The following is a 20,123-nucleotide window of genomic DNA, read 5'->3' on the forward strand; positions in this document are numbered from 1 at the left end:
GCGGAGCTATTTCAAAACGCGGAACAGGACGCGGCAGAACAGACATTGAAAAGGAGCGTGCGATATGAAAGACGGTATGATGAAAGCACTGGTGTTCAAGGGGCCCAAGCACTTTGAGGTAGAGGAGCGGCCCATCCCCGCCTGCGGCCCGGATGAGATCCTGGTCCGGGTGAGATACGGCGGCGTCTGCGGAACGGACAACCGCATTTACCAGGGCACCAAGATCATCGAGGCGCCCCGCATCACCGGACATGAGTTCTCCGGCCGCATCGAAACGATCGGTGAAAACGTGGAGGGCTACCATGTGGGACAGCGGGTCAGCGTATACCCCATGATCTACTGCGGAACGTGCCACTGCTGCCAGGAGGGCAGAACAAATATCTGTGTGAACCGCACCACCATCGGCTATGAGATCGATGGCGGCTTTGCCCAGTACGTGAAGATCCCCAAGGAGGCCATCGCCTGCGGAAATGTGGTGGAGGTCCCGGACAGCGTGTCCGATGAGGTGGCCGCCATCTCCGAGCCCATTGCCGCCGCTTATCACGGCATCCAGCAGGCACAGCTGAAGGACGGCGACGTCTTTGTGATCGTGGGCGCGGGCCCCATCGGATTGTTCCACGTGCAGCTTTCCAAGAGCGTGAACCTGAGCAAGCTGATCGTCATCGAGCCTATCGCCGAAAAGCGGGCCATGGCGGCGGAGATGGGCGCCGACATCGTGATCGATCCCACCACGGAAAACGCCCTGGACATCATCATGGAGGCCAGCGGCAAGCGGGGCGCCGACGCGGTCATCATCGACGTGGGCGTGCCCAGCGTGCTGGAGCAGTCCCTAGCGTATGTGAAAAAGGGCGGCCGCTTCGTGATCTTTGCCGGCAACCCCGTAGGCAGCCGGGTCTCCATCGACCCCAACGTTATCCACTACAAGGAACTGGTGGTCACCGGCTCCTCCTCCTCTTCCGCGGACAACCAGCGGGAGGTGTTCCGCCTGCTGGACTCCGGAAAGGTGGACTGCAGCAAGATGGTCTCCGGCGTGTTCTCGCTGGAGCAGTGGCAGACGGCCTTTGAGATGAAGGCCAACTACAAGGGGATCAAAACGGTTCTGGACCCCTGGAAGGAGGATGTGCAATGAAAGCGTTCGTATCCGCGCAGATGACGGAGGAGGGCTTGAAAAAGCTGGCCGAATATGTGGATGAGATCAAATTCGGCGGCTGGGGCGCCACCGGCAAAAAGCTGACGCCGGAGGAGCTGGTGCAGGAGGCGGCCGGCTGCGAGATCTTGGTGATCTGCTATGAGGAGATCAACGACTACGTGCTGGACCACCTGCCGAATCTGAAGTTCGTCGCCTGCTCCCGCAGCGGCGTTGAAAACGTGGACCGGGACGCGGTGCACCGCCACAATGTGCCGGTATCCTATTCCCCGGGCCGAAACGCCAACGCCGTGGCCGAGCTGGCGGTGGGCTTAATGCTGTGCGCCCTGCGCCATATCCCCAAGACCTTCCACTTCATCAAGTCCCGGCAGTGGGACCGTGTGCCCTGGGATATCGCGGGCAATACCTCCTTTAAAACCTTCAACGGCTTTGAGCTCTCCGGAAAAACCGTGGGCTTTGTGGGCTACGGTGCCATTGCCCGGCGGGTGACGAAGCTGCTGAGCGGCTTTGACGTAAAAGTGATCGCCTACGACCCCTATGTGAAGGACTGGCCCGCGGACGGCTCTGTCCGGGGCGTTGGCTGGGAGGAGCTGTTCTCCACGGCGGATGTCATCAGCATCCACTGCAAGCTGACGGAGCAGACCCGGGGCATCGTGAACGCCGACGCCATGCGTTTGATGAAGCCCACGGCGGTGCTGGTCAACACGGCCCGGGGCGCGCTGGTCAACGAGGACGACCTGTACGAGGCCCTGCGCAGCAGGCAGTTTGCCTGCGCGGCGCTGGATGTGCAGGTCCACGAGCCCATGGAGCGGGACTCCAAGTTCCTGGAGCTGGACAACATCATCCTGACACCCCATATCGGCGGCGCGTCTAAGGACATCATCGCCCAGCAGACGCGGATATTGCTGGAGGATATTGCCGCGTTCTTTGAGACAGGCAGGCCGCTGCATGAAGTCTGACAGGGCGGTCTTTCTCGGCGTGGACGTGGGGACCACCAGCGTCAAAGCCGGACTGGTGGACGCTTCCGGACAGGGCCTGCTCCAGGCCAGCCGGGAATACCCCAGCTATCCCATGGGCCAGTCCCGGGTGGAGCAGTCCGCCTGGGACTGGTGGGACGCCGCCACCGCCGCTGTCCGGCGGCTGGGGGAAAAAGCGCCGGCGCTGCTGGCATCCGTCCGGGGCATCTCCGTCAGCAGCCAGGCACCCACCCTGCTGGCCATCGGCGGGGACGGGCAGCCGCTGGGGCGGGGCATGATCTGGATGGACCAGCGGGCGGAGGATGTCTGCCGGGAGGTTCTGACGCTCCACGCGGCGTATATCAACGGCTTTTCTGGCAACCGCCTGGACCCCTATTACGTGCTGCCGAAGCTCCTTTGGCACAAGCGGCATGAGCCGGAACAGTACGCGCAGACCTGGAAATATCTCCAGATCAACGGCTGGCTCGTCTACCAGCTGACAGGGCGCTGCTCCATCGACGTCTCCAGCGCCGCGCTGACGCAGACGCTGAACGTCCACACGCTCCGGACGGAGGAGGGGGCGTTTTCCCTGCTTGGCCTAGATGCCGGAAAATGGCCGGAGGTCTTCGGTTGTGACGAGGTGGTGGGCACTGTCACCGGACAGGCGGCGGCATTGTGGGGCGTGCCGGAGGGCACCCCCGTGGCGGCGGGCTGCATCGACGGCGCGTCCACGCCCCTGGGCCTGGGCGTCACGGAGCCGGGGGCGCTTTTCGAGATGAGCGGCCAGAGCTCCGGCATTGGTGAGATCCTCCGGGAACCGGCGTTTCATCCGAACCTGTGCCTTTTGAAGCACGCCCTGCCCGGCCTTTGGATACGAAAGGGGAGCATGTCCTGCTCCGGCGGCGCCTTGAAATGGTTCCGGGACTGCGTGGACGGCCGGTCCGGCCAGGACTTTTCCGTATACAGCCAGCTGGCGGAGCAGTCTCCGCCGGGAGCCCGGGGGGTGGTGTTCCTTCCGTATCTTTGCGGCGAGCGGGCGCCTCTTTGGGACCGGACGCTGCAGGGGATGTTCTTTGGCCTCTCCACGTCCACGGGACGGGAGGACCTGGTGCGGGCCATCATGGAGGGGACGGCGTTTGCCCTTCGGACGATCCTGGATGAATTTCAAGAGCCGGGCATCCATGAAAAAGTGATCCTGGGCACCGGCGGCGGGTATCACAGCCGCGTCTGGTCCCAGATTAAAAGCGACGTTTTGAACTGCACCATCCGCGTCCGCCAGCCGGACTTTGACGCTGCGCTGCGGGGAAACGCCGTCCTGGCGATGCGCGCACTGGGCATGCCCGCCTTCGAGAGGACGGAAACGGACCGGGAGGACACGGCAGTGTATGTTCCGGACAGGGAAAAACGTGGGTTCTATGAGGAGCGGTATCAGTATTATTGCAAGGTGTTTCAAGCAAATCGCAGGCTTTTTGGAGAAAATGAGGTGTAATTGTGCTTGCTGGCGTTGATATTGGGTCCACGGGGCTGAAGGTGTCTGTATTTTCCGGGGCGGGAGAGCGCATCCGGTACGCCTACCGGGAGTATTCACTGGAGTACCGGGGCGGTGACCAGGTGGTGATCGACCCGGAGGTCTGGTGGGAGAGCTTCTGCTCCTGCGTGGAGGAGATCGGAAAGACGCTGGACCTGCGGGGCCTCCGCGGGATCGGCGTCAGCCACGCCAACGCGATGGTCCTGGCGGATAGCCGCGGGAAGCCGCTGTTCCCGGCCATTATGCAGCTGGACAAGCGGGGAGCGGAGATGGTCCCTGTCTTGGCCCGGGAGCTGGGAAATGACCGTATTTTTGAAATCACAGGCAACAACAATGCCGCGGGCTTTGTCTGGGGCCCCACGCTGAAATGGCTTTGGGAGCGGGAGCGGGAGGCGTACCGGCAGGTGCGCTGGTTGCTCAATCCCGCCAGTTACCTGGTTTTGCGGCTGACCGGCGCTTACTGTATGGACCATACACGGGCCGCTACCACGATGCTGTACGACATCCGCCGCAGAAGGTGGGACCCAGCCCTGTGCGAATACTTCCATCTCGCGCCGGAGGCAATGCCGCGGCTCTGCGGCGGCCGGGAAATCGTGGGCCGTACCACGGGAGCCGGCGGTCTCCCGGCGGACATTCCGGTGGCGGCGGGAGCCATGGACACCATCTCGGCGGTGGTGGGGCTGTCCTCGGGACGGCAGGCAAATGCCCTCATCCTGGGGAGCGTGGGCCGGTTCGCCCTGGCGGCGCAGCAGCTGGATCGCCGGTTTTTGAACACACTGACGCCGGACGGCGGCATGTATGTCAGCATGACGCCGGTGAATAACGCCGGCATTGCCGTGAAATGGATACGGGACCTGCTTCTGCCGGGGACGCGGGGGCAGGCGGACAGCTTTGAGATGTTGAACCGCTTGGCCGGACAGGTTGGCCCCGGCGCGGAGGGGCTGATGTTTTTCCCGTATCTGAACGGAGCCAGCTGCCCCAACTGGGACAATACGGTACGGGGAACATTTGCCAATATCCAGGCATACCACGGCCCCGGCCACTTTTCCAGGGCGGTGTTTGAGGGCGTGGGCTATACGCTGGCGGAAAGCCTGCTCATTTTCCTCCAAAACGGAGGGGAGCTGCAATCGCCGGTCTACTGCGGCGGAGGCGGCGCCAAAAGCACGGTGTGGACACAGATCCTCAGTGACATGTTGGGGCAGCCCTTGCTGATCCCGGAGCATCTGGAAACGGAGACCATGGGCGCGGCGATCCTGGCCGGCCAGGCCATCGGCGCTCTGGAGGATGCGGTGTCCTGGAACCGGGTCGTACGCACCGTGTACCCCGATGGGGAAAACCATCGGCTGTATCAAGAGCTCCTGCGGCGGTTCATGGAGGTGTATCCGGCTGTGCGGAGCTTGAGCCAGGTGACTGGACAGCGGGAGACGTAAAATTTGTGCGCTTTTACAAAAAATTACGCAAACATTCGTGAAAACCTGAGAAGATGAGGCGTGTCGTTGACAAGGGGAAAATGCTGTGCTATCATTTGAAAACGAGGAAACGTTTACATTTGAATTTAACAGTTATTTTCACAAAATCAAGGAGGAATTTACTATGAAAATCGGGTTTATCGGCCTGGGAGCCATGGGCAGACCGATGTCTAAAAACCTGCTGAAGGCAGGACATGAGGTACATGTGTACGACATTGTTCCCGCGGCGGTCGAGGAACTGGTCGGCTGCGGCGCCATTGCGGAAGCGTGCAACAAGGACGTGGCCGCGGCCACGGACATCGTCATCACCATGCTGCCCAATTCTCCCCACGTAAAGGCTGCTGTCACTGGGGAGGACGGCGTTCTCGCCGGCGCCCACGAGGGCAGTATCCTGCTGGAGATGAGCTCCATCGCCCCTCTGGCTACCAAGGAGATCGGCAAGCTGTGCGAGGCTGCCGGTGTGCCCATGCTGGAGGCGCCTGTCTCCGGCGGCGTCGGCGGTGCCGCGGAGGGAAAGCTCTCCATTATGTGCGGCGGCAAGAAGGAGCTGTTTGATCAGCTGCAGCCTGTGCTGAGCGTTCTGGGCACTTCCCTGTGCCTGTGCGGTGACCTGGGCGCCGGCAATACCACCAAACTGGTGAACCAGCATATTATCGCCGTGGAGATCGCCACGGTGGCCGAGGCCTTTGCCATGGGCAAGAAGGCAGGTGTGGAGCCCGAGGTGATCTACAATGCCATTCACAACGGCTATGCCGGCTCCAAGGTGCTGGACGGCAAGCTGACGGCGGCCATGGACCGGGAGTTCAAAGCCGGCTTCCGCCTGGACCTGCATATCAAGGATATGGTAAACGCTGTTGAGACCGGCTACGCCGTGGGCGCCCCCATGCCCTTGGGCAGTATCGTGCTGGATATGATGAAGTACCTGTCCGCCAATGGTCTGGGAAGCGAGGATAACGCCACGCTGATGAAATACTATGAGAAGCTGGCGGGCTTCGAATTCCACCGGGCAGAGTAACACATCATTTCACCACTATACCGAAAACAAGGGGGAAAAGAATGAAGTCGGCATTCTTTTCTCCCTTTCTTCAAAAGTGCGGATCAGAAGGAGGAGCAAGCATGAATACGAACAAGGTCGTGATGGCCGGCGCGGGCGTGATGGGTGCGTCATTGGCCCAGGTGTACGCCCTGGCCGGCTACGAGACATATGTGTACGACATTTATGAAGCGGGCATCGAAAAGGGCAAGCACCTCATCGCCATCAACCAGGAGATGATGGTAAAGGAGGGCCTCATCACTGCCGAGGAGTCCAAGGCGGCCATGGACCGCATGGCCTTCACCATGGACAAGGAGTGCTTCCGGGACTGCTGCTTGGTGGTGGAGTCCACCGTGGAGCGGATGGACATCAAGCAGGGCTTCTTCCGTGAGATCAGCGAGATCGCCCCCAAGGAGGCGCTGCTGGCCACCAATACCTCCGGCCTGCACATCACGGAGATCGCCGAGGCCTGCAAGTACCCCGAGCGCTTCATGGGCCAGCACTGGCTGAACCCGCCCCACCTGCTGCCCCTGTGCGAGATCATCGCCGGAGAGAAGACCAGCCAGGAAAACCTGCAGAAGATGCGCCAGCTGGTGGTGGGTCTTGGCAAGCAGCCGGTCATCGTCAAGGACATCAACGGCTTCATCATCAACCGCATCCAGTTCGCGGTGCTGCGGGAGGCCCTGCACATCGTGGACATGGGCGCCGCCACCATTGAGGACGTGGACACGGTGCTGAAGGCGGGCATGGGCCTGCGGTACGCGGCCCTGGGCCCCTTCGGCGTGGCGGACTTCGGCGGACTGGACACCTTCGACCACATCAACAGCTACCTCAACGCCGAACTGTGCGACGCTAAGGTGGGCAACGAGCGGCTGCACAAGATGGTAGAGGAGGGGAAGCTGGGCCTCAAGACGGGCCAGGGCTTCTACGACTACTCCGGCGACAAGGCGGACGAGGCCATCCGGGAGCGGGACCGCATGTACATCGAGCTGGCCAAGGTCCTGTATTTCAACGACAAGAAGTGAGGAGGACGGTATGCGCAGCGATTTGATGAAAAGCGGCATCGACCGCATCGCCCACCGGGCGCTGTTCCGGGCCCTGGGCCTGACGCAGGAGGAACTGGACCGGCCCATCATCGGCGTGGTCAGCGCCAAGAACGAGATCATCCCCGGCCACATGCACCTGGACAAGATCGCGGAGGCGGTGAAGGCCGGCATCCGCATGGCCGGCGGCACCCCCATCGAGTTCCCGGCTATCGGCGTGTGCGACGGCATCGCCATGAACCACGAGGGCATGTTCTTCTCCCTGCCCTCCCGGGAGCATATCGCGGACTCCGTGGAGATCATGGCCAACGCCCATCCCTTTGACGGCCTGGTGTTCATCCCCAACTGCGACAAGATCGTGCCCGGCATGATCATGGCGGCCCTGCGGGTGAACATCCCCGCCATCTTCTGCTCTGGCGGACCCATGATGCCCGGCCATGCCAATGGCAAGCAGGTGGCGCTGACGGACGCCTTCGAGGCTCCCGGCGCCGTCCGGGCCGGCAAGATGACGGAGGCGGAGGCCCAGGACATCGTGGAGCACTCCTGCCCCGGCTGCGGCTCCTGCGCCGGCATGTTCACCGCCAACTCCATGAACTGTATGACGGAGCTGCTGGGCCTGGGATTGCCGGGCAACGGCACCATCCCTGCCGTGGAGAGCCAGCGCATTTTGCTGGCCAAGCACGCGGGCATGAAGATCATGGACCTGGTGGAAAAGAACATCTGCCCCCGTGACATCGTGACGGAGAAGTCCATCAAGAACGGCCTGGCGGCGGACATGGCCCTGGGCTGCTCCACCAACACCATGCTGCACCTGCCGGCCATCGCCCACGAGGCGGGGCTGGAGTTCGACCTGCGGGGCGTCAACGCCGTTTCCGACGCGGTGCCCCACCTGGTGAAGCTGAACCCGGCCGGCGTCCACTGCCTGGTGGACCTGAACAACGCCGGCGGCCTCAGCGCCGTAATGAAGCGGCTGGACAGCATGGGCCTCATCGACCCCTCCGCCCGGACCGTGGACGGCACCTGGGCGGACCGCATCGCCAAGGCGGAGATCATGGACGAGAACGTCATCCGGGACCGGGAGCACGCCTACTCCCAGACCGGCGGCCTGGCGGTGCTGTACGGCAACCTGGCGCCGGACGGCGCGGTGGTGAAGAAGGGCGCGGTGCTGCCGGAGATGCTGGTGCACACGGGCCCCGCCAAGTGCTTTGACAGCGAGGAGGCCTGCTGCGAGGGCCTGTACGCCGGCAAGGTGGTGGCGGGCGACGTGGTGGTGGTCCGGTACGAGGGTCCCAAGGGCGGCCCCGGCATGCGGGAGATGCTGAGCCCCACGGCGACCCTGGCGGGCATGGGCCTGGACTCCACCTGCGCGCTGGTGACGGACGGCCGGTTCTCCGGCGTCAGCCGCGGCGCGTCCATCGGTCACGTGTCCCCGGAGGCGGCGGCCGGCGGCCTCATGGCCTACGTGCGAGACGGCGACATGATCGCCATCGACATCCCCGGCCATAAGATCGACCTGCTGGTGAGCGAGGAGGAGATCGCGGCCCGGAAGGCCGAGACCGTTCCCCAGCCCCCCAAGCAGGTGTCCGGCTACCTCAAGCGCTACCGCGCCATGGTCACCTCCGCCAACCGCGGCGCCATTTTGGACGACGAGAATCTGTAACAGTCCGCCTGTGTAAAATTAACGGATGTTTAACGGAAATTTTGTCAACAGCATAATAAAAACGACATTTTTTGTTTCGCTGGCACAATGCTTTTTGAATTTGTGAAATTTTACTTGAATATCAAAACGTTGTGCGCTATAATTTAGTCAAATGAACCAGGAAACGTTTTCATTTTGTTTGACAACGATTTCATTCAATTTTATGAACGTTTGTTGGTTAATAAAAAACCGAGGAGGATGAACAATGAAAAAAGTAATGTCCCTGATTCTCGCGCTGACGATGGTGTTTACCATGGCTGCCTGCGGCGGCAAGGACAAAAGCACCTCCGAAACCCCGGCAGAGACCCCCGCGGAGACGCCTGCAGAAGGCCGTACCTATGAACTTACTATGGCTTCCTCCGATGCTACCGGCTGCGTGATCGGCCTGGTGGGTGAGAAGATCGTGGAGCTGGCCGACAAGTATTCCGACGGCCGCATCAAGATCAACTATCATCAGGACGCTACTCTGGGCAGCGAGCTGGAAAACATCCAGCAGATCAAGACCGGCGAGATCGACATCGGCCACTTCGGCGATAACTTCGGCAGCCAGATCGCCACCGGCATCGACCCCACCGTCATCCCCTTCATCTTCAAGGACGTCGACGACGTTAAGGCCGTCTATGATGATCCCGTTCTGGGCGCCGCCATCAAGGACGCCGCCAAGGAGACCGCCAACTGCTACCTCATCGGCCTGCAGGAGCGCACGCCCCGCCTGCTGACCGCCAGCAAGGAGATCAAGACCCCTGCCGATTTGAACGGCGTCAAGGTCCGCGTCCCCGAGATCACCGACTGGGTCACCGTCTGGAACAGCCTGGGCGCCCTGTGCACCGTTGTCGCTTGGTCTGAGACTTACAGCGCCCTGCAGACCGGCGTTGTGGATGCCCAGGAGAACCCCATCGATAACATCTTCACCAACAAGATCTTCGAGGTCAACAAGTACATCATGAACACCGAGCACCTGTATGGCCTGCATCACTGGTGCATCAACGCCGATACCTTTGACAGCATGGATCCTGCCGACCAGGAGATCCTGCAGAGAGCCTTTGACGAGGCCAACGCCTGGGGCGACGCCGAGCTGGAGAACCTGGCCCAGGGCTACTGGGACGAGGTCCTGGCTGACGGCTCTGTGACCGTGGTCGACGTGGACAAGGACGCTTGGTCCGCCGCCGCCCAGGAGGGCATCAACACCGTCATGGCCGGCTATTCCAAGGAAGCGCAGGATTATATCGCCAACTATCTGGGCTGATCCTTCCAAAACGCATTTGGTACGCGCTTTGACTAGCTGAAACATCAATGGAGTAACTGCTGTTGCGCCATGTGATAGCAGTTACTCCATCCCCTTATTCTCATATTTTCCCCAGACCCAATCCGTGTTTTCCCATCCTTTGCTGCACCCAAAGCCTTGCTGATACTTAGGAGCCTGATATGAAAAAAATTGAGAAAATTCTTGAGAATGTAACAGCGGTCATCCTGCTGTTTATGCTCATTTGCTGCCTTCTGCAGGTCACCTTCCGGTTCATCCTGCATATTTCCGCGCCCTTTACGGAGGAATTCGCGCGGATGGGCTACATATGGATGGTATTTTTGACGCTGCCCATTCTGGAATCCAAAAATGAGCAGCTGAAAGTGACCTTCTTCTTTGACAAGATCCCCCTGGCGATTCGCGCTGTACTCTACTGGCTGATGTCCGCGGCATATGTGGTCCTTCTGGCCTTTACTACCTACGGCGCGGTGCGCTATTTCCAGTCCGCCAGCACGATGACCTTTGCCTCCGTGACCTGGCTTTTGATGAGCTATCAATATATTCCTGTGGTGATCGGCTGCGTGCTGGGCATTTTGTACATCATCCAGCGGGCGATCCATTTCAAAGAGGCCTTTGCGCAGGAGGAAGCGGAATATCAAGTGGGAGGCGAGCGGTAAATGATCATTGCGATTTTTGTGGGCCTGCTTTTGATTTTGTTCCTCATGGGCGTTGCCGTGCCTTACGCGCTGATCGCCACCTCCGTCGTGGGCATGATCTATTCCGGAAGCTTCGGCCCGGTGCAGATGGGCACTATGGCGCAAAAGATGGCCGCCGGCGTCAACAGCTTCACTCTGCTGGCGATCCCCTTCTTCCTGCTGGCGGGCAAGATGATGAACGTCGGCAGTATCACCAAGCGCATCTTCAATGCCTGCAATGCCCTGGTGGGCTGGATCCCCGGCGGCCTGGGCCAGGTGAATATCCTGGCGTCCGTGGTGTTCGCGGGCATGAGCGGCTCCGCAGTGGCGGACGCCGCGGGCCTTGGCACCATTGAGATCAAGGCCATGGAGGATGAGGGCTTTGATACGGAGTTCGCAGCCGGCATCACGGCGGCGTCTTCCACCATCGGACCTATCATCCCACCTTCCATTCCCCTGATCATGTTCGGCTGTGCCGCCAGCGTGTCCATTTCCGACCTGCTGGTGGGCGGCATCGTTCCCGGCGTTGTCTGCGCCATCGCACTGGGCATCATGGTGGCCATCATCTCCCTTAGACGCCACTAACCCCGCCGGGGCTTCCCCAGTCTGCGGGAGCTTTGGTCGCTGTTCAAATCCTCCATCCTGTCGCTGATGACGCCTGTTATCCTCATCGGCGGCATCCTCTCCGGTGTGTTCACGGCGACGGAGGCCTCTGCGGTGGCGTCACTGTACGCCATGATCCTGGTGTGCCTGATCTACCGGGAAGTGGGCTTCAAGGACTTGATCCGGATCTTCAAGGAGGTCTGCCGGGAGGCCTCCGCCATCATGCTGGTGGTGGCGGCGTCCACGCTGTACGGCTACATGCTGACCAAATTCATGATCCCCAAAATGGCCCTGGAATTTTTCTTGAGCGTCAGCAGCAATAAATACGTGTTCCTGCTGATGATCAACCTGTTTTTGCTGTTCGTGGGCTGCTTTATGGAATCTAACGCCGCCATTTTGATCCTGGCGCCCATCCTGGTGCCCGCGGCAGTTTCCTTCGGCGTCAACGAGGTCCACTTCGGCCTCATCATGGTGTTCAATCTGATGGTCGGCCTGCTGACTCCTCCTGTGGGCATGTGCCTGTATGCCACGGCCCGCGTTGCCGGCCTGAGCTTTGAAGAGCAGCTGCGGGGAACCGCTGTGTTCTATATCCCTCTGGTGATCACCTTGATCGTTATCACCATGGTCCCTCAGGTCACTTTGTGCTTGATCAGCTGATCCACACATCAGGGAGGAGAAGTGCAGGGAACCTGTATTTCTCCTCCTGTTGCGATTACTGAGGTGTTTCACTTTGTCAAAACTGGTCGATTTCTTTTATCAAAAGGCGGCAAAGCCTGCTATGGGCAAGGCCGCCAAAACGGTTTATATGCTGCTGGGACTGATGGGAGCCGCGTTTCTTGTCACCGCCTATTACGCGGAGAACCAGCTGATTCACCAGATGGGGGCGACCGCGGGGATTTTGGGCATGGTCCTTGTGGGCGCTGTCTGCCGCGTCCGTCAAAGCGGCTGGAAGGAATATCTGCTTTTGTGGGCCCGACGGGACATCGCTATTGCCGTTGCCTGGGCGATATTGCTGTGCATTTGGATCGTAAACCCTGTGGTGTAAAAGACATGCGGGACCGCTTGGGCGGTCCCGCATGATCAGAAACGTTTGTGCTTTTGAAAATCAAGGCGCGGTCACCGGCGCCAGAGAGTTGCCCTGGACCATGGTGGGGTCGAAGATGTAGGCGTGGTTTGGAAGGGTTGGATGGTCGATGCGGTTCAAAATCGCCCGGCCGATCTGGAAGCCCATCTCCTTTACGTCAAACACCACCGCGGTGGGGCGGACCCGCATCAGCTCAGCATTGGGAATATCGTCGTAAGAGGCGAAGGACACGTCCTCGGGGATACGGAGCTTCCGCTCATACGCCTTTGCCAAAAACCCCATGGACATGGTGACGTTGTGGGAGACGATGGCCGTGGGCATCTGGGGCAGGGACATGAAGTAATTCAGCGCGTCCACGCCGGACTGATGGCAGAATTCGCCCTTAAAAATGTAGGGATAGTTCTGCTGGATGTCGATGCCGGCTTCCCGCATGGCGGCGGCAAAGCCCTCAAAGCGCTCCTTGGCGTTGCTGAGGTAATACGTGGGGCCGCAGATGGCGGCGATCTGCCGGTGACCCAGCTGCAGAAGATGGTTGGTCAGCTGGTAGCTGCCCAGGAAGTTGTTCGTATCCACCAGATCGCCGATGAAGCGCTCATCGTCCACCTTGCGGTTGCACAAAACGATGGGGCACTTTTGGGAGATCTCCTGGATGTACGCCGGATTTTTGCCGGTGGCGTTGATGATGATGCCATCGACATTGTTGCTCAGCAGCATTTTTAGGTACTCCCGCTCCCGGTCCGGGTCGTTTTCCGTGCTGCAAAGCAGCATGCTGTAATGATGGCTTGCCAAAACAGACTGCACGGCATGGGCCACAGAGATCAGAAATTCACTGGAGATGTCGGAAATCAAAAATCCGACGGTGTATGTGCGGTTTGTTTTCAAGCTGATGGCGGCGGAATTCGGGATGTAATCCAGCTGATGGACCGTATTCATGACGCGCTGCTTCATTTCCTCCGTTACGGAGACGCTGTTGTTCAAAACACGGGAAACCGTCGCAATGGAAACACCGGCGGTTCTTGCGACATCCTTGATGGTCGTTCTCTTCTCCATAAGCACTCCTACAGTTGCAGTATGATTTGCCGTGTATGAGATCGCCTGGGCATGTAAGAAAGAGCTGATATTTTGAGTATTATACCATATTTGTAAAATAATGCAAATATCTGTGGCCATTTTTGTGCCAAACACTGGTAAATGCGTGGCCCGGAAAGGAGACTGCAAATGAAATTTGGACACTGCGCACAGCCGGGTGAGTTCGCGGCGGTGAAACGGAGCGGCTATGCGTTTACAGAGCTGCGGGGCAAGGCTGTGGCCGCCATGTCGGACGAGGCGTTTGACCAGGTGTGCCGGGAGCTGGACGAGCTGGAGCTTCCGTGCCTGGGGTTTAACGCCTACTGTCCGGCGGAGGTAGTCATCGCAGGCCCCGGATACGACCGGGCCAACACCCGGGCTTACGCCGCCCGTCTGGCAGCACGGGCGGGGCGGCTGGGCATCCGGCAGGTGGGCATCGGCTCTCCCGCGTCCCGCACGCTGCCGGAGGGATACGACCGCAAAAAGGCCAAGGCGCAGCTGCGGGAGTTTTTAATGGACACGGCGGAGTGTTTTGACCCCGTGGGCGTGAAGGTGGCCCTGGAGCCCCTGGCCCCCTGCTTTTGCAACTGTGTCAACGACTATGACGAGGGGGAGGCCATTGCCAGGGCGCTGCAGCCCCACAAGGTCGGCCTCATTCTGGATTTTCTCAACATGGAGCTCAGCGGTGAGGATGAGCGGGAGCTTTTGACGCTGGTGCCCAGCGTGCTGCACACCCACATCTCCGATTATGACGGCACCCCCTACCGCCGCGACGAGCTGAAGCCCGCGTATTATGAGCGGCACCGGGAGCGGCTGCGGCGGCTGAAGGCCGCGGGGTACGACGGCTCCGTTTCCATTGAAACGGACCTGCCCTATGACGAGGAACGGGCACAGCAGACCCTGCTGGCCATCCGGGACATCGGCTGAGGGAGGCCGCATGCAAATGCGGATATGCGTATAAGAAAGCGGTAATTTTGAAAGGAGCGTATCATATGGAATCTGTTGCACTGACTGTCATCGTTACTTATAAGACCCTGCCCGGCAAGGCGGAAGCCTTCTACCGGGCGGTCACGGAGTCCGGCGTGGCGGCGGGTGTCCGCCAGGAGCCCGGCAACCACGGCTACTCCTTCTACCTGCCTCTGGATGAGGAGGACACGCTGGTCCTGATCGAGCAGTGGGAGAATGAGGACGCCGCGGACGCCCACGCATTTACAGACAACGTCAAGAAGATGGGCACCATCAAGCCCGACTACGTGCTGGAGACGAAAGCCGTCCGCTACTGCCGCTACAAGGGCTGAGAAGAAAGTGAAAAGCCGCCTATTCCCTGGCACCTAACGGCCGGGGAATGGGCGGCTTTTGCTTGTTGGGTCAATCCGCGGTTTTCAAAATCTCTCCCGCCAGGGCCATTTGCTCCGCCGTGGGCGTTTCGTCGAAGCGAATCTCCACGATACGGTCTGGCCAGCAGAGAAGATAGCGGGCAGAGGGTTCGTCCTGGAAGTGGTACAGCTGGTAGGCTTCCGCCGCTCCCCAAGGGGCGGCGTCCGTGGGCCGGTAGGCGCTGCGGTATTCCGCAGGGTCATTGAACCAGTACCGCTCCAGCATGCTTTTTTTGCAAATGCCGTATAAAAACGGCACCTTGACCTCCACAATGTCGTATGCCAGGTCCGGCTCGCCCAGGGCGTCCATCCGGGGCCGCTGGGTATATTCCCGGAAGGCTGCCAGCACGGTCTCGGAGATCCGGGCCTCCGTGGACCAGCGGGTATAGTCCGTGTCCGTTAGGTCCTCGATCCGCAAAGGAATGTCATCGGCATAGACCTTCCAGGCCATGCCTCTGTATTCGTAGGTCTCCGCCGGCCTGCGGTCCTCCAGCCAGCCGGAGCGGATACCCCGGAAGATGAGGGCTGTCATCCCGCCCGTCAGCGCCGCCGCCAGCACCACGCTCATGATGACGGTCACCGCCCGGGTGACGGTCCGGGGGGCCTGCAGGCCCTTGAGGGCGGATTTGGCGGCGTTGATCAGCAGCAGGATGAGGACAAAGGCCGCCAGCCAGAACAGCATGGCAAACAGCGTGGACCGGGTGTGCTCCAGCGCGGCGGATAAGAAAAAGAGAAACGCCACAGCCAGCAACAGCAAGCTGAGCCGCCGGTGGGTGCGGATGGGCAGAAATTCCCCGGTGGCCTCCGCCAGGGCCCGGGCTCTCTTGTACCAGCGGAAGTAAAAGAGGAACTCATACAGCTCCACTCCCAGAAACACCAGCCAGGCGGGCAGGGCGTACAGGGAGGAGGGGGTGGAGAGGAAGTCCACCGGGTCCTCCCAAAACAGCCGCAGCTGGAAGCACACCTGGAAAAGGGCCAGGGCTGCGACAACGGCCATCCCCGGCAGGGAGGAGCGCTTCATGGTCCGGTGAACGGTGTCCACCTGTGTCAAAGCGTCGGTCTCCAGCGGCACCGGGTCCTCCTCCGCTGTGCAGAAGATCTGCATCTGCCCCCAACGGGCCGACAGGTGCCATCCGGCGGATTCACAGTAGTCCTGGTAGGTCTGCTGCCCCTCCGTGGGGCCTGGGTCAAATTCCGAGGCGGCGGGAAAGTAGGTGACGGCGAAATGGAGCCTTTGCGGCTCTATGCGGCGGTAGCGCCAGAGATAGGGCCCCGGCTGTTCCACCATCCAGCCCTTGGCGGCCATTTCCTCCAGGTGGGCTTGGATGCCCGTGTGGTCAAAAAAGGAGAAGGCTTCAAAGCGGCGTTTCGTATCCTTCATGTGCCGGCACCTCCCGTCAGTGTCTCATAATCCGCCGCCAGGGTCCGCAGACGGCGGTATTCCTCCTCCAGGGCCTTCTGACCCGCCTGGGTGATCAGGTAGCTGCGCCTGCGGCCCTCCACCTTTGTCTCCGCGATGTAGCCCGCCTGCACAAAGTGTTCCAGCAGGTTGTATAGGGTCCCGGGCCCCACTGCCACCCGGCCACGGGTCAGCTCCGATACCTGGTCCATGATGTCCGCGCCGCACTGCTCCTGCCGCAGGCACAGGAGAATATAAAACATCTGCTCCGTCAGAGTTTGGAATTTTTCCCGGGCCATGGAGCCGCCCCCTAATATCGAATATCGTTATTTCTGCGTTCAGTATAATATCGAATATCGATGTTGTCAAGAGCCGTGGGAGAAACCCTTGCCTTTTGGCGCAGAGCGTGCTATCCTGTACCCATAAATCAAAGAAAAAGAGGAGAAACAGAGATATGATGTATTCTTTCCGCCCCCAGGGTGTCTGCGCCCGGGAAATGCACGTGGATGTGAACGACCAGGGTGTCATTGAGAACCTGGAGGTCGTGGGCGGCTGCAGCGGCAACCTGCAGGGCATCGGCGCCCTGGTGAAGGGCATGCCCGCCCAGGAGGCTGTCACCCGCCTCAAGGGCATCCACTGCGGCATGAAGCCCACCTCCTGCCCGGACCAGCTGGCCCGGGGCCTGGAGAAGATCCTGGCGGACAGCGGCCGGTAAACAAAAGAAGAGACCTGCCTCGGGCGGGTCTCTTTTTATGTTCACAAAGTTTACAAAGTGTTGGTGGACAATGCATGGGAAAGATGGTATATTAAAGTGTACTGCTGAAATCCCCCACTTAGGAGGAACACATATATGAAGATCGTTCTGGTCATCGATCAATTCGATGATGCCAATAACGGCACCACCATCAGCGCCCGCCGCTTTGCCATGGCCTTGAAGGAGCATGGCAACGAGGTGCGGGTCATTGCCATCGGCAAAAACACGGATTACAAGTACGCGGTCCGGCAGATGAAGTTTCCGCCGGTGGTGGAGCATCTCATCACCAGCCAGGGCATGCGCCTGGCCATCCCCAACAAGCATGTGTTTGAAAAGGCGGCGGCCTGGGCGGACGTGGTGCATTTCATGATGCCCTCGCCCCTGGCCATCACGGGCCTGCGGCATGTGGAGAAGCTGGGCATTCCCCACACGGCGGCCTTCCACTGCCAGCCGGAGAATATCACCTTCACCCTGCACATGGGCAACAGCCGGCGGGTGAATGACTTTGTGTACGACAAATTCCGGGACACCTTCTTCAACCGCTTCACCCACATTCACTGCCCCAGCAACATGATCGCAAACCAGCTCCGCCAGCATGGCTATACCGCCCAGCTCCACGTGATCTCCAACGGCATCAGCCCCCAGTACGTTTACGGCAAGCGGCCCAAGGAGGACTGGATGGAGGGCTTTTTCAACGTGCTGATGGTGGGCCGCTACGCCGGTGAAAAGCGGCAGGACGTGCTCATCGACGCCTGCGCCAAGTCCCGCCACGCAAACCGCATCCAGGTGATCCTGGCGGGCAAGGGACCCCTGGAGAAAAAGTACCGGAAGCTGGCGGAAAAGCTGCCCAACCCCATCGTCATGAGCTTTTACGAGCCGGAGCGGCTGCTGGAGATCCTGCACATGGCGGACCTGTACGTCCACACCTCCGACGCGGAGATCGAGGCCATGAGCTGCATGGAGGCCTTTGCCTGCGGCCTGGTGCCTGTCATCGCCGATTCGCCCCGGTCCGCCACGCCCCAGTTCGCCCTGGACGAGCGGAGCCTGTTCCCGGCGGGGGACAGCGATGCTCTGGCCCGGCGCATCGACTGGTGGATCGAGCATCCGAAGGAGCGGAAAGAGATGGAGCTGCGGTATGCCGAGCATGCCAAGCAGTACGCCCTGGAGGAATCCATCAAAAAGACCGAGGAGATGTTCCGCATGGCCATCGAGGAGCAGAAAGCGGCCAAAGAGAGCCTCCGCAAGTGAATATGATCCTGGCGGCCGCCTGTATGGGCGGCCGCCGTTTTTATACTGCAAGCCTCTCGCAGTTGCCGCCCGCACGGGCGGCTGTTTTTTTGCATACACTGGCTCAGCAAAGGAAGTGAGGAGATGCACCATGGCATATTCCGACCGGGAGCTGCTGGCGCGGCTCATCCAATGTGAGGCGGGCGGAGAGGGTGAAAATGGGATGAAGGCGGTGGCCGGTGTGGTCATGAACCGCGTCCACGCCAGGGGCGGCGAATACGCCCGGGTGGGGCAGGGCAGCATCCGCAACATCATATTCCAGCCCTATCAGTTCGTCTGTGCCAGCGAAACGGAGGGCGGGGTCTACAACCCGCAGAATATTTATAACATGCGGCCCGAGCAGATCCACTATGACATCGCCGACTGGGCAATCGCCGGAAACCGTCTGCCGGATGTGGCGGAGTCGCTGTGGTTCTACAATCCCTTCGGGCCAAAGTGCCGGTCCCGGTTCCCCTCGGACGTGGGATACTGGCAGACCCGCATCGGTGACCATTGCTTTTACAATCCCACCGACGCGTATTATCAAACTTGAGAGGTGTTATCATGCAGCGTTTACCGAATACTTATGGGGCGGCTATGCCGCAGATGACGGAGCAGGCCCGGCAGAGAAGCGCCGGGGACTGGTCCGGTGAGATCAGCCGGATGCCCATGGAGCACATCCGCCAGACGCCGGCGGGGCAGGGCGGCATGTCCGGCCCCATGGGCGCCGCCGGGCCTGTGGGGATGGACGGCTCCCGGACCGTACCGCCGGAGCTGGCGGATATGAGCAACGACCTGCCGGTGGAGGTCATCACCGCTCCCACCTCCACCCGGGAGGCCTATATGGGCTCCTGGAAAGCCCTGCTGTCCCGCTATGAGGGAAGCTATGTAGTAGCTACCTTCCTGGTGGGCACCCAGAATACCATCTCCTGGGAGGGCATTCTCTTCGACGTGGGCAATGACTATCTCACCATTTACCAGGAGAGCAGGGATCGTTATATCGTCAGCGACTACTACTCCTTGAAATTTATCGAGTTTTACGACATCCAGCGCCGCCGCCGCTGCGCGGAGCTGCTGCGGGAGGACGGCTGGCAGAGCAACGGCATGAGCGACAGCATGGGCAGCGGGATGCCCCGCCGCTGACAAAGGGATTGCGGAGCGGGGGAGAGTGTGCTAAAATCCCAGTATCAAAAGAGAAAAAGGAGAATCTTCCATGGATTTTGCAAAGCTTTCCGCGGAGCGCTACTCCCTTCGCAAGTTCAGTGACCGTCCTGTGGAGGCGGAAAAACTGGCCGCCGTTCTGGAGGCCGGACGCAACGCTCCCACCGCCCACAACCTGCAGCCCCAGCGTATTTTCGTCCTCCGGAGCCCCGAGGCCCTGGAAAAGGCCGACGCCTGCACCGCAGCCCATTTCCATCCCCCGGTGATCCTGGTGGTGGCCTACGATCCAGAGGCCGCCTGGAAGCGGGAGACCGACGGCAAGAACCACGGCGAGATCGACGCCGCCATCGCCGCCACCCAGATGATGCTGGCAGCCGCCGACCTGGGCCTTGGCACCACGTACGTGGGCATGTTCGAGCCGGAAAAGCTCCTGGCCGCCTTCCCGGAGATGGCGGGACTGTGCCCCATTGCCATGCTGCCCCTGGGCTATCCGGCGGAGGGCGCCCATCCCTCCCGCCTGCACGCGGACCGAAAGCCCCTGGAGGAGTTGGTGAAATACCTGTAAAGGGTGTGAAAAAAGGAGACTGCCTTGGCAGTCT

The 20,123-nt window shown here is 60.5% G+C and carries 20 protein-coding genes and 1 pseudogene; 18 read left to right on the forward strand and 3 right to left on the reverse strand.

Translation table 11 applies throughout. The features are described 5' to 3' along the window. The first annotated feature begins 64 nt into the window (after nucleotides 1–64). The 11 genes and pseudogenes from ACTQ4R_RS05815 to ACTQ4R_RS05865 all read left to right on the forward strand — a co-directional run bounded on the left by ACTQ4R_RS05815 (nucleotide 65) and on the right by ACTQ4R_RS05865 (nucleotide 12,461). Nucleotides 65–1,129: an alcohol dehydrogenase catalytic domain-containing protein gene (locus ACTQ4R_RS05815; protein ID WP_441626725.1), complete on the forward strand. Its 1,065-nt coding sequence runs from the start codon at nucleotides 65–67 to the stop codon at nucleotides 1,127–1,129. Further along, nucleotides 1,126–2,106, forward strand: coding sequence for an NAD(P)-dependent oxidoreductase (locus ACTQ4R_RS05820; RefSeq protein WP_441626727.1), 981 nt, complete (start codon nucleotides 1,126–1,128; stop codon nucleotides 2,104–2,106). The genes ACTQ4R_RS05815 and ACTQ4R_RS05820 overlap by 4 nt, the downstream gene beginning before the upstream one ends. Continuing rightward, the gene (locus ACTQ4R_RS05825; RefSeq protein WP_441626729.1) at nucleotides 2,096–3,592 is read left to right on the forward strand and encodes a xylulokinase; all 1,497 of its coding nucleotides are present in this window, start codon (nucleotides 2,096–2,098) and stop codon (nucleotides 3,590–3,592) included. Before ACTQ4R_RS05820 ends, ACTQ4R_RS05825 begins: the two co-directional genes overlap by 11 nt. 2 nt (nucleotides 3,593–3,594) lie before the next feature. After that, nucleotides 3,595–5,061 carry a xylulokinase gene (locus ACTQ4R_RS05830; RefSeq protein ID WP_441626731.1) on the forward strand — a complete coding sequence of 489 codons (1,467 nt, stop codon included), beginning with the start codon at nucleotides 3,595–3,597 and terminating at the stop codon, nucleotides 5,059–5,061. Between the two features lie 163 nt (nucleotides 5,062–5,224). Next, nucleotides 5,225–6,115, forward strand: coding sequence for an NAD(P)-binding domain-containing protein (locus ACTQ4R_RS05835; protein WP_441626733.1), 891 nt, complete (start codon nucleotides 5,225–5,227; stop codon nucleotides 6,113–6,115). Between the two features lie 101 nt (nucleotides 6,116–6,216). Further along, the gene (locus ACTQ4R_RS05840; RefSeq protein ID WP_441626735.1) at nucleotides 6,217–7,158 is read left to right on the forward strand and encodes a 3-hydroxyacyl-CoA dehydrogenase family protein; all 942 of its coding nucleotides are present in this window, start codon (nucleotides 6,217–6,219) and stop codon (nucleotides 7,156–7,158) included. A 10-nt stretch (nucleotides 7,159–7,168) separates the two neighbouring features. After that, nucleotides 7,169–8,836, forward strand: a complete 1,668-nt coding sequence (ilvD, locus tag ACTQ4R_RS05845; RefSeq protein WP_441626737.1) for a dihydroxy-acid dehydratase — start codon at nucleotides 7,169–7,171, stop codon at nucleotides 8,834–8,836. A 244-nt stretch (nucleotides 8,837–9,080) separates the two neighbouring features. Next, nucleotides 9,081–10,121 (forward strand): TRAP transporter substrate-binding protein DctP, encoded by a 1,041-nt coding sequence (gene dctP / locus ACTQ4R_RS05850; protein ID WP_441626739.1) that lies wholly within the window; start codon nucleotides 9,081–9,083, stop codon nucleotides 10,119–10,121. 179 nt (nucleotides 10,122–10,300) lie between these two features. Then, nucleotides 10,301–10,795, forward strand: coding sequence for a TRAP transporter small permease (locus ACTQ4R_RS05855; protein ID WP_441626741.1), 495 nt, complete (start codon nucleotides 10,301–10,303; stop codon nucleotides 10,793–10,795). Beyond that, nucleotides 10,796–12,073, forward strand: a pseudogene (locus tag ACTQ4R_RS05860) (TRAP transporter large permease). A 73-nt stretch (nucleotides 12,074–12,146) separates the two neighbouring features. Further along, nucleotides 12,147–12,461: a hypothetical protein gene (locus ACTQ4R_RS05865; RefSeq protein ID WP_441626743.1), complete on the forward strand. Its 315-nt coding sequence runs from the start codon at nucleotides 12,147–12,149 to the stop codon at nucleotides 12,459–12,461. Between the two features lie 60 nt (nucleotides 12,462–12,521). Here ACTQ4R_RS05865 and ACTQ4R_RS05870 read toward each other — a convergent pair whose 3' ends face one another. After that, a complete protein-coding gene (locus ACTQ4R_RS05870; RefSeq protein ID WP_441626745.1) occupies nucleotides 12,522–13,550 on the reverse strand; it encodes a LacI family DNA-binding transcriptional regulator in 1,029 nt (342 codons plus the stop codon). A gap of 168 nt (nucleotides 13,551–13,718) precedes the next feature. Here ACTQ4R_RS05870 and ACTQ4R_RS05875 point away from each other — a divergent pair, with 168 nt between their 5' ends. Then, nucleotides 13,719–14,495 carry a sugar phosphate isomerase/epimerase family protein gene (locus ACTQ4R_RS05875; RefSeq protein ID WP_441626747.1) on the forward strand — a complete coding sequence of 259 codons (777 nt, stop codon included), beginning with the start codon at nucleotides 13,719–13,721 and terminating at the stop codon, nucleotides 14,493–14,495. A gap of 65 nt (nucleotides 14,496–14,560) precedes the next feature. Continuing rightward, on the forward strand, nucleotides 14,561–14,866 hold the full coding sequence (locus ACTQ4R_RS05880; RefSeq protein WP_441626749.1) for a putative quinol monooxygenase: 306 nt from the start codon (nucleotides 14,561–14,563) through the stop codon (nucleotides 14,864–14,866). A gap of 70 nt (nucleotides 14,867–14,936) precedes the next feature. Here the strand turns inward: ACTQ4R_RS05880 and ACTQ4R_RS05885 are convergent, their stop codons facing one another. Then, nucleotides 14,937–16,325 carry a DUF2812 domain-containing protein gene (locus ACTQ4R_RS05885; RefSeq protein ID WP_441626751.1) on the reverse strand — a complete coding sequence of 463 codons (1,389 nt, stop codon included), beginning with the start codon at nucleotides 16,323–16,325 and terminating at the stop codon, nucleotides 14,937–14,939. Beyond that, a complete protein-coding gene (locus ACTQ4R_RS05890) occupies nucleotides 16,322–16,642 on the reverse strand; it encodes a PadR family transcriptional regulator (RefSeq protein WP_441626753.1) in 321 nt (106 codons plus the stop codon). Before ACTQ4R_RS05890 ends, ACTQ4R_RS05885 begins: the two co-directional genes overlap by 4 nt. 155 nt (nucleotides 16,643–16,797) lie before the next feature. On the opposite strand from ACTQ4R_RS05890, the gene ACTQ4R_RS05895 reads away from it, so the two are divergent. The 5 genes from ACTQ4R_RS05895 (at nucleotide 16,798) to ACTQ4R_RS05915 (ending at nucleotide 20,089) form a co-directional block, all read left to right on the forward strand. Further along, complete coding sequence (locus ACTQ4R_RS05895) at nucleotides 16,798–17,058, forward strand: TIGR03905 family TSCPD domain-containing protein (protein WP_441626755.1); 261 nt, start codon at nucleotides 16,798–16,800, stop codon at nucleotides 17,056–17,058. Between the two features lie 135 nt (nucleotides 17,059–17,193). Next, complete coding sequence (locus ACTQ4R_RS05900; protein WP_441626757.1) at nucleotides 17,194–18,345, forward strand: glycosyltransferase; 1,152 nt, start codon at nucleotides 17,194–17,196, stop codon at nucleotides 18,343–18,345. A gap of 130 nt (nucleotides 18,346–18,475) precedes the next feature. Beyond that, entirely contained in the window at nucleotides 18,476–18,916 is a 441-nt protein-coding gene (locus tag ACTQ4R_RS05905) for a cell wall hydrolase (protein WP_441626759.1), read from the forward strand. An 11-nt stretch (nucleotides 18,917–18,927) separates the two neighbouring features. Then, nucleotides 18,928–19,506, forward strand: a complete 579-nt coding sequence (locus ACTQ4R_RS05910) for a hypothetical protein (RefSeq protein ID WP_441626761.1) — start codon at nucleotides 18,928–18,930, stop codon at nucleotides 19,504–19,506. Nucleotides 19,507–19,576: 70 nt separating this feature from the next. Continuing rightward, nucleotides 19,577–20,089, forward strand: coding sequence for a nitroreductase family protein (locus ACTQ4R_RS05915; protein WP_441626763.1), 513 nt, complete (start codon nucleotides 19,577–19,579; stop codon nucleotides 20,087–20,089). The last annotated feature ends 34 nt before the right edge of the window (nucleotides 20,090–20,123 follow it).

The organism is Dysosmobacter sp. Sow4_B12 (assembly GCF_052116665.1).
Classification (GTDB): domain Bacteria; phylum Bacillota; class Clostridia; order Oscillospirales; family Oscillospiraceae; genus Oscillibacter.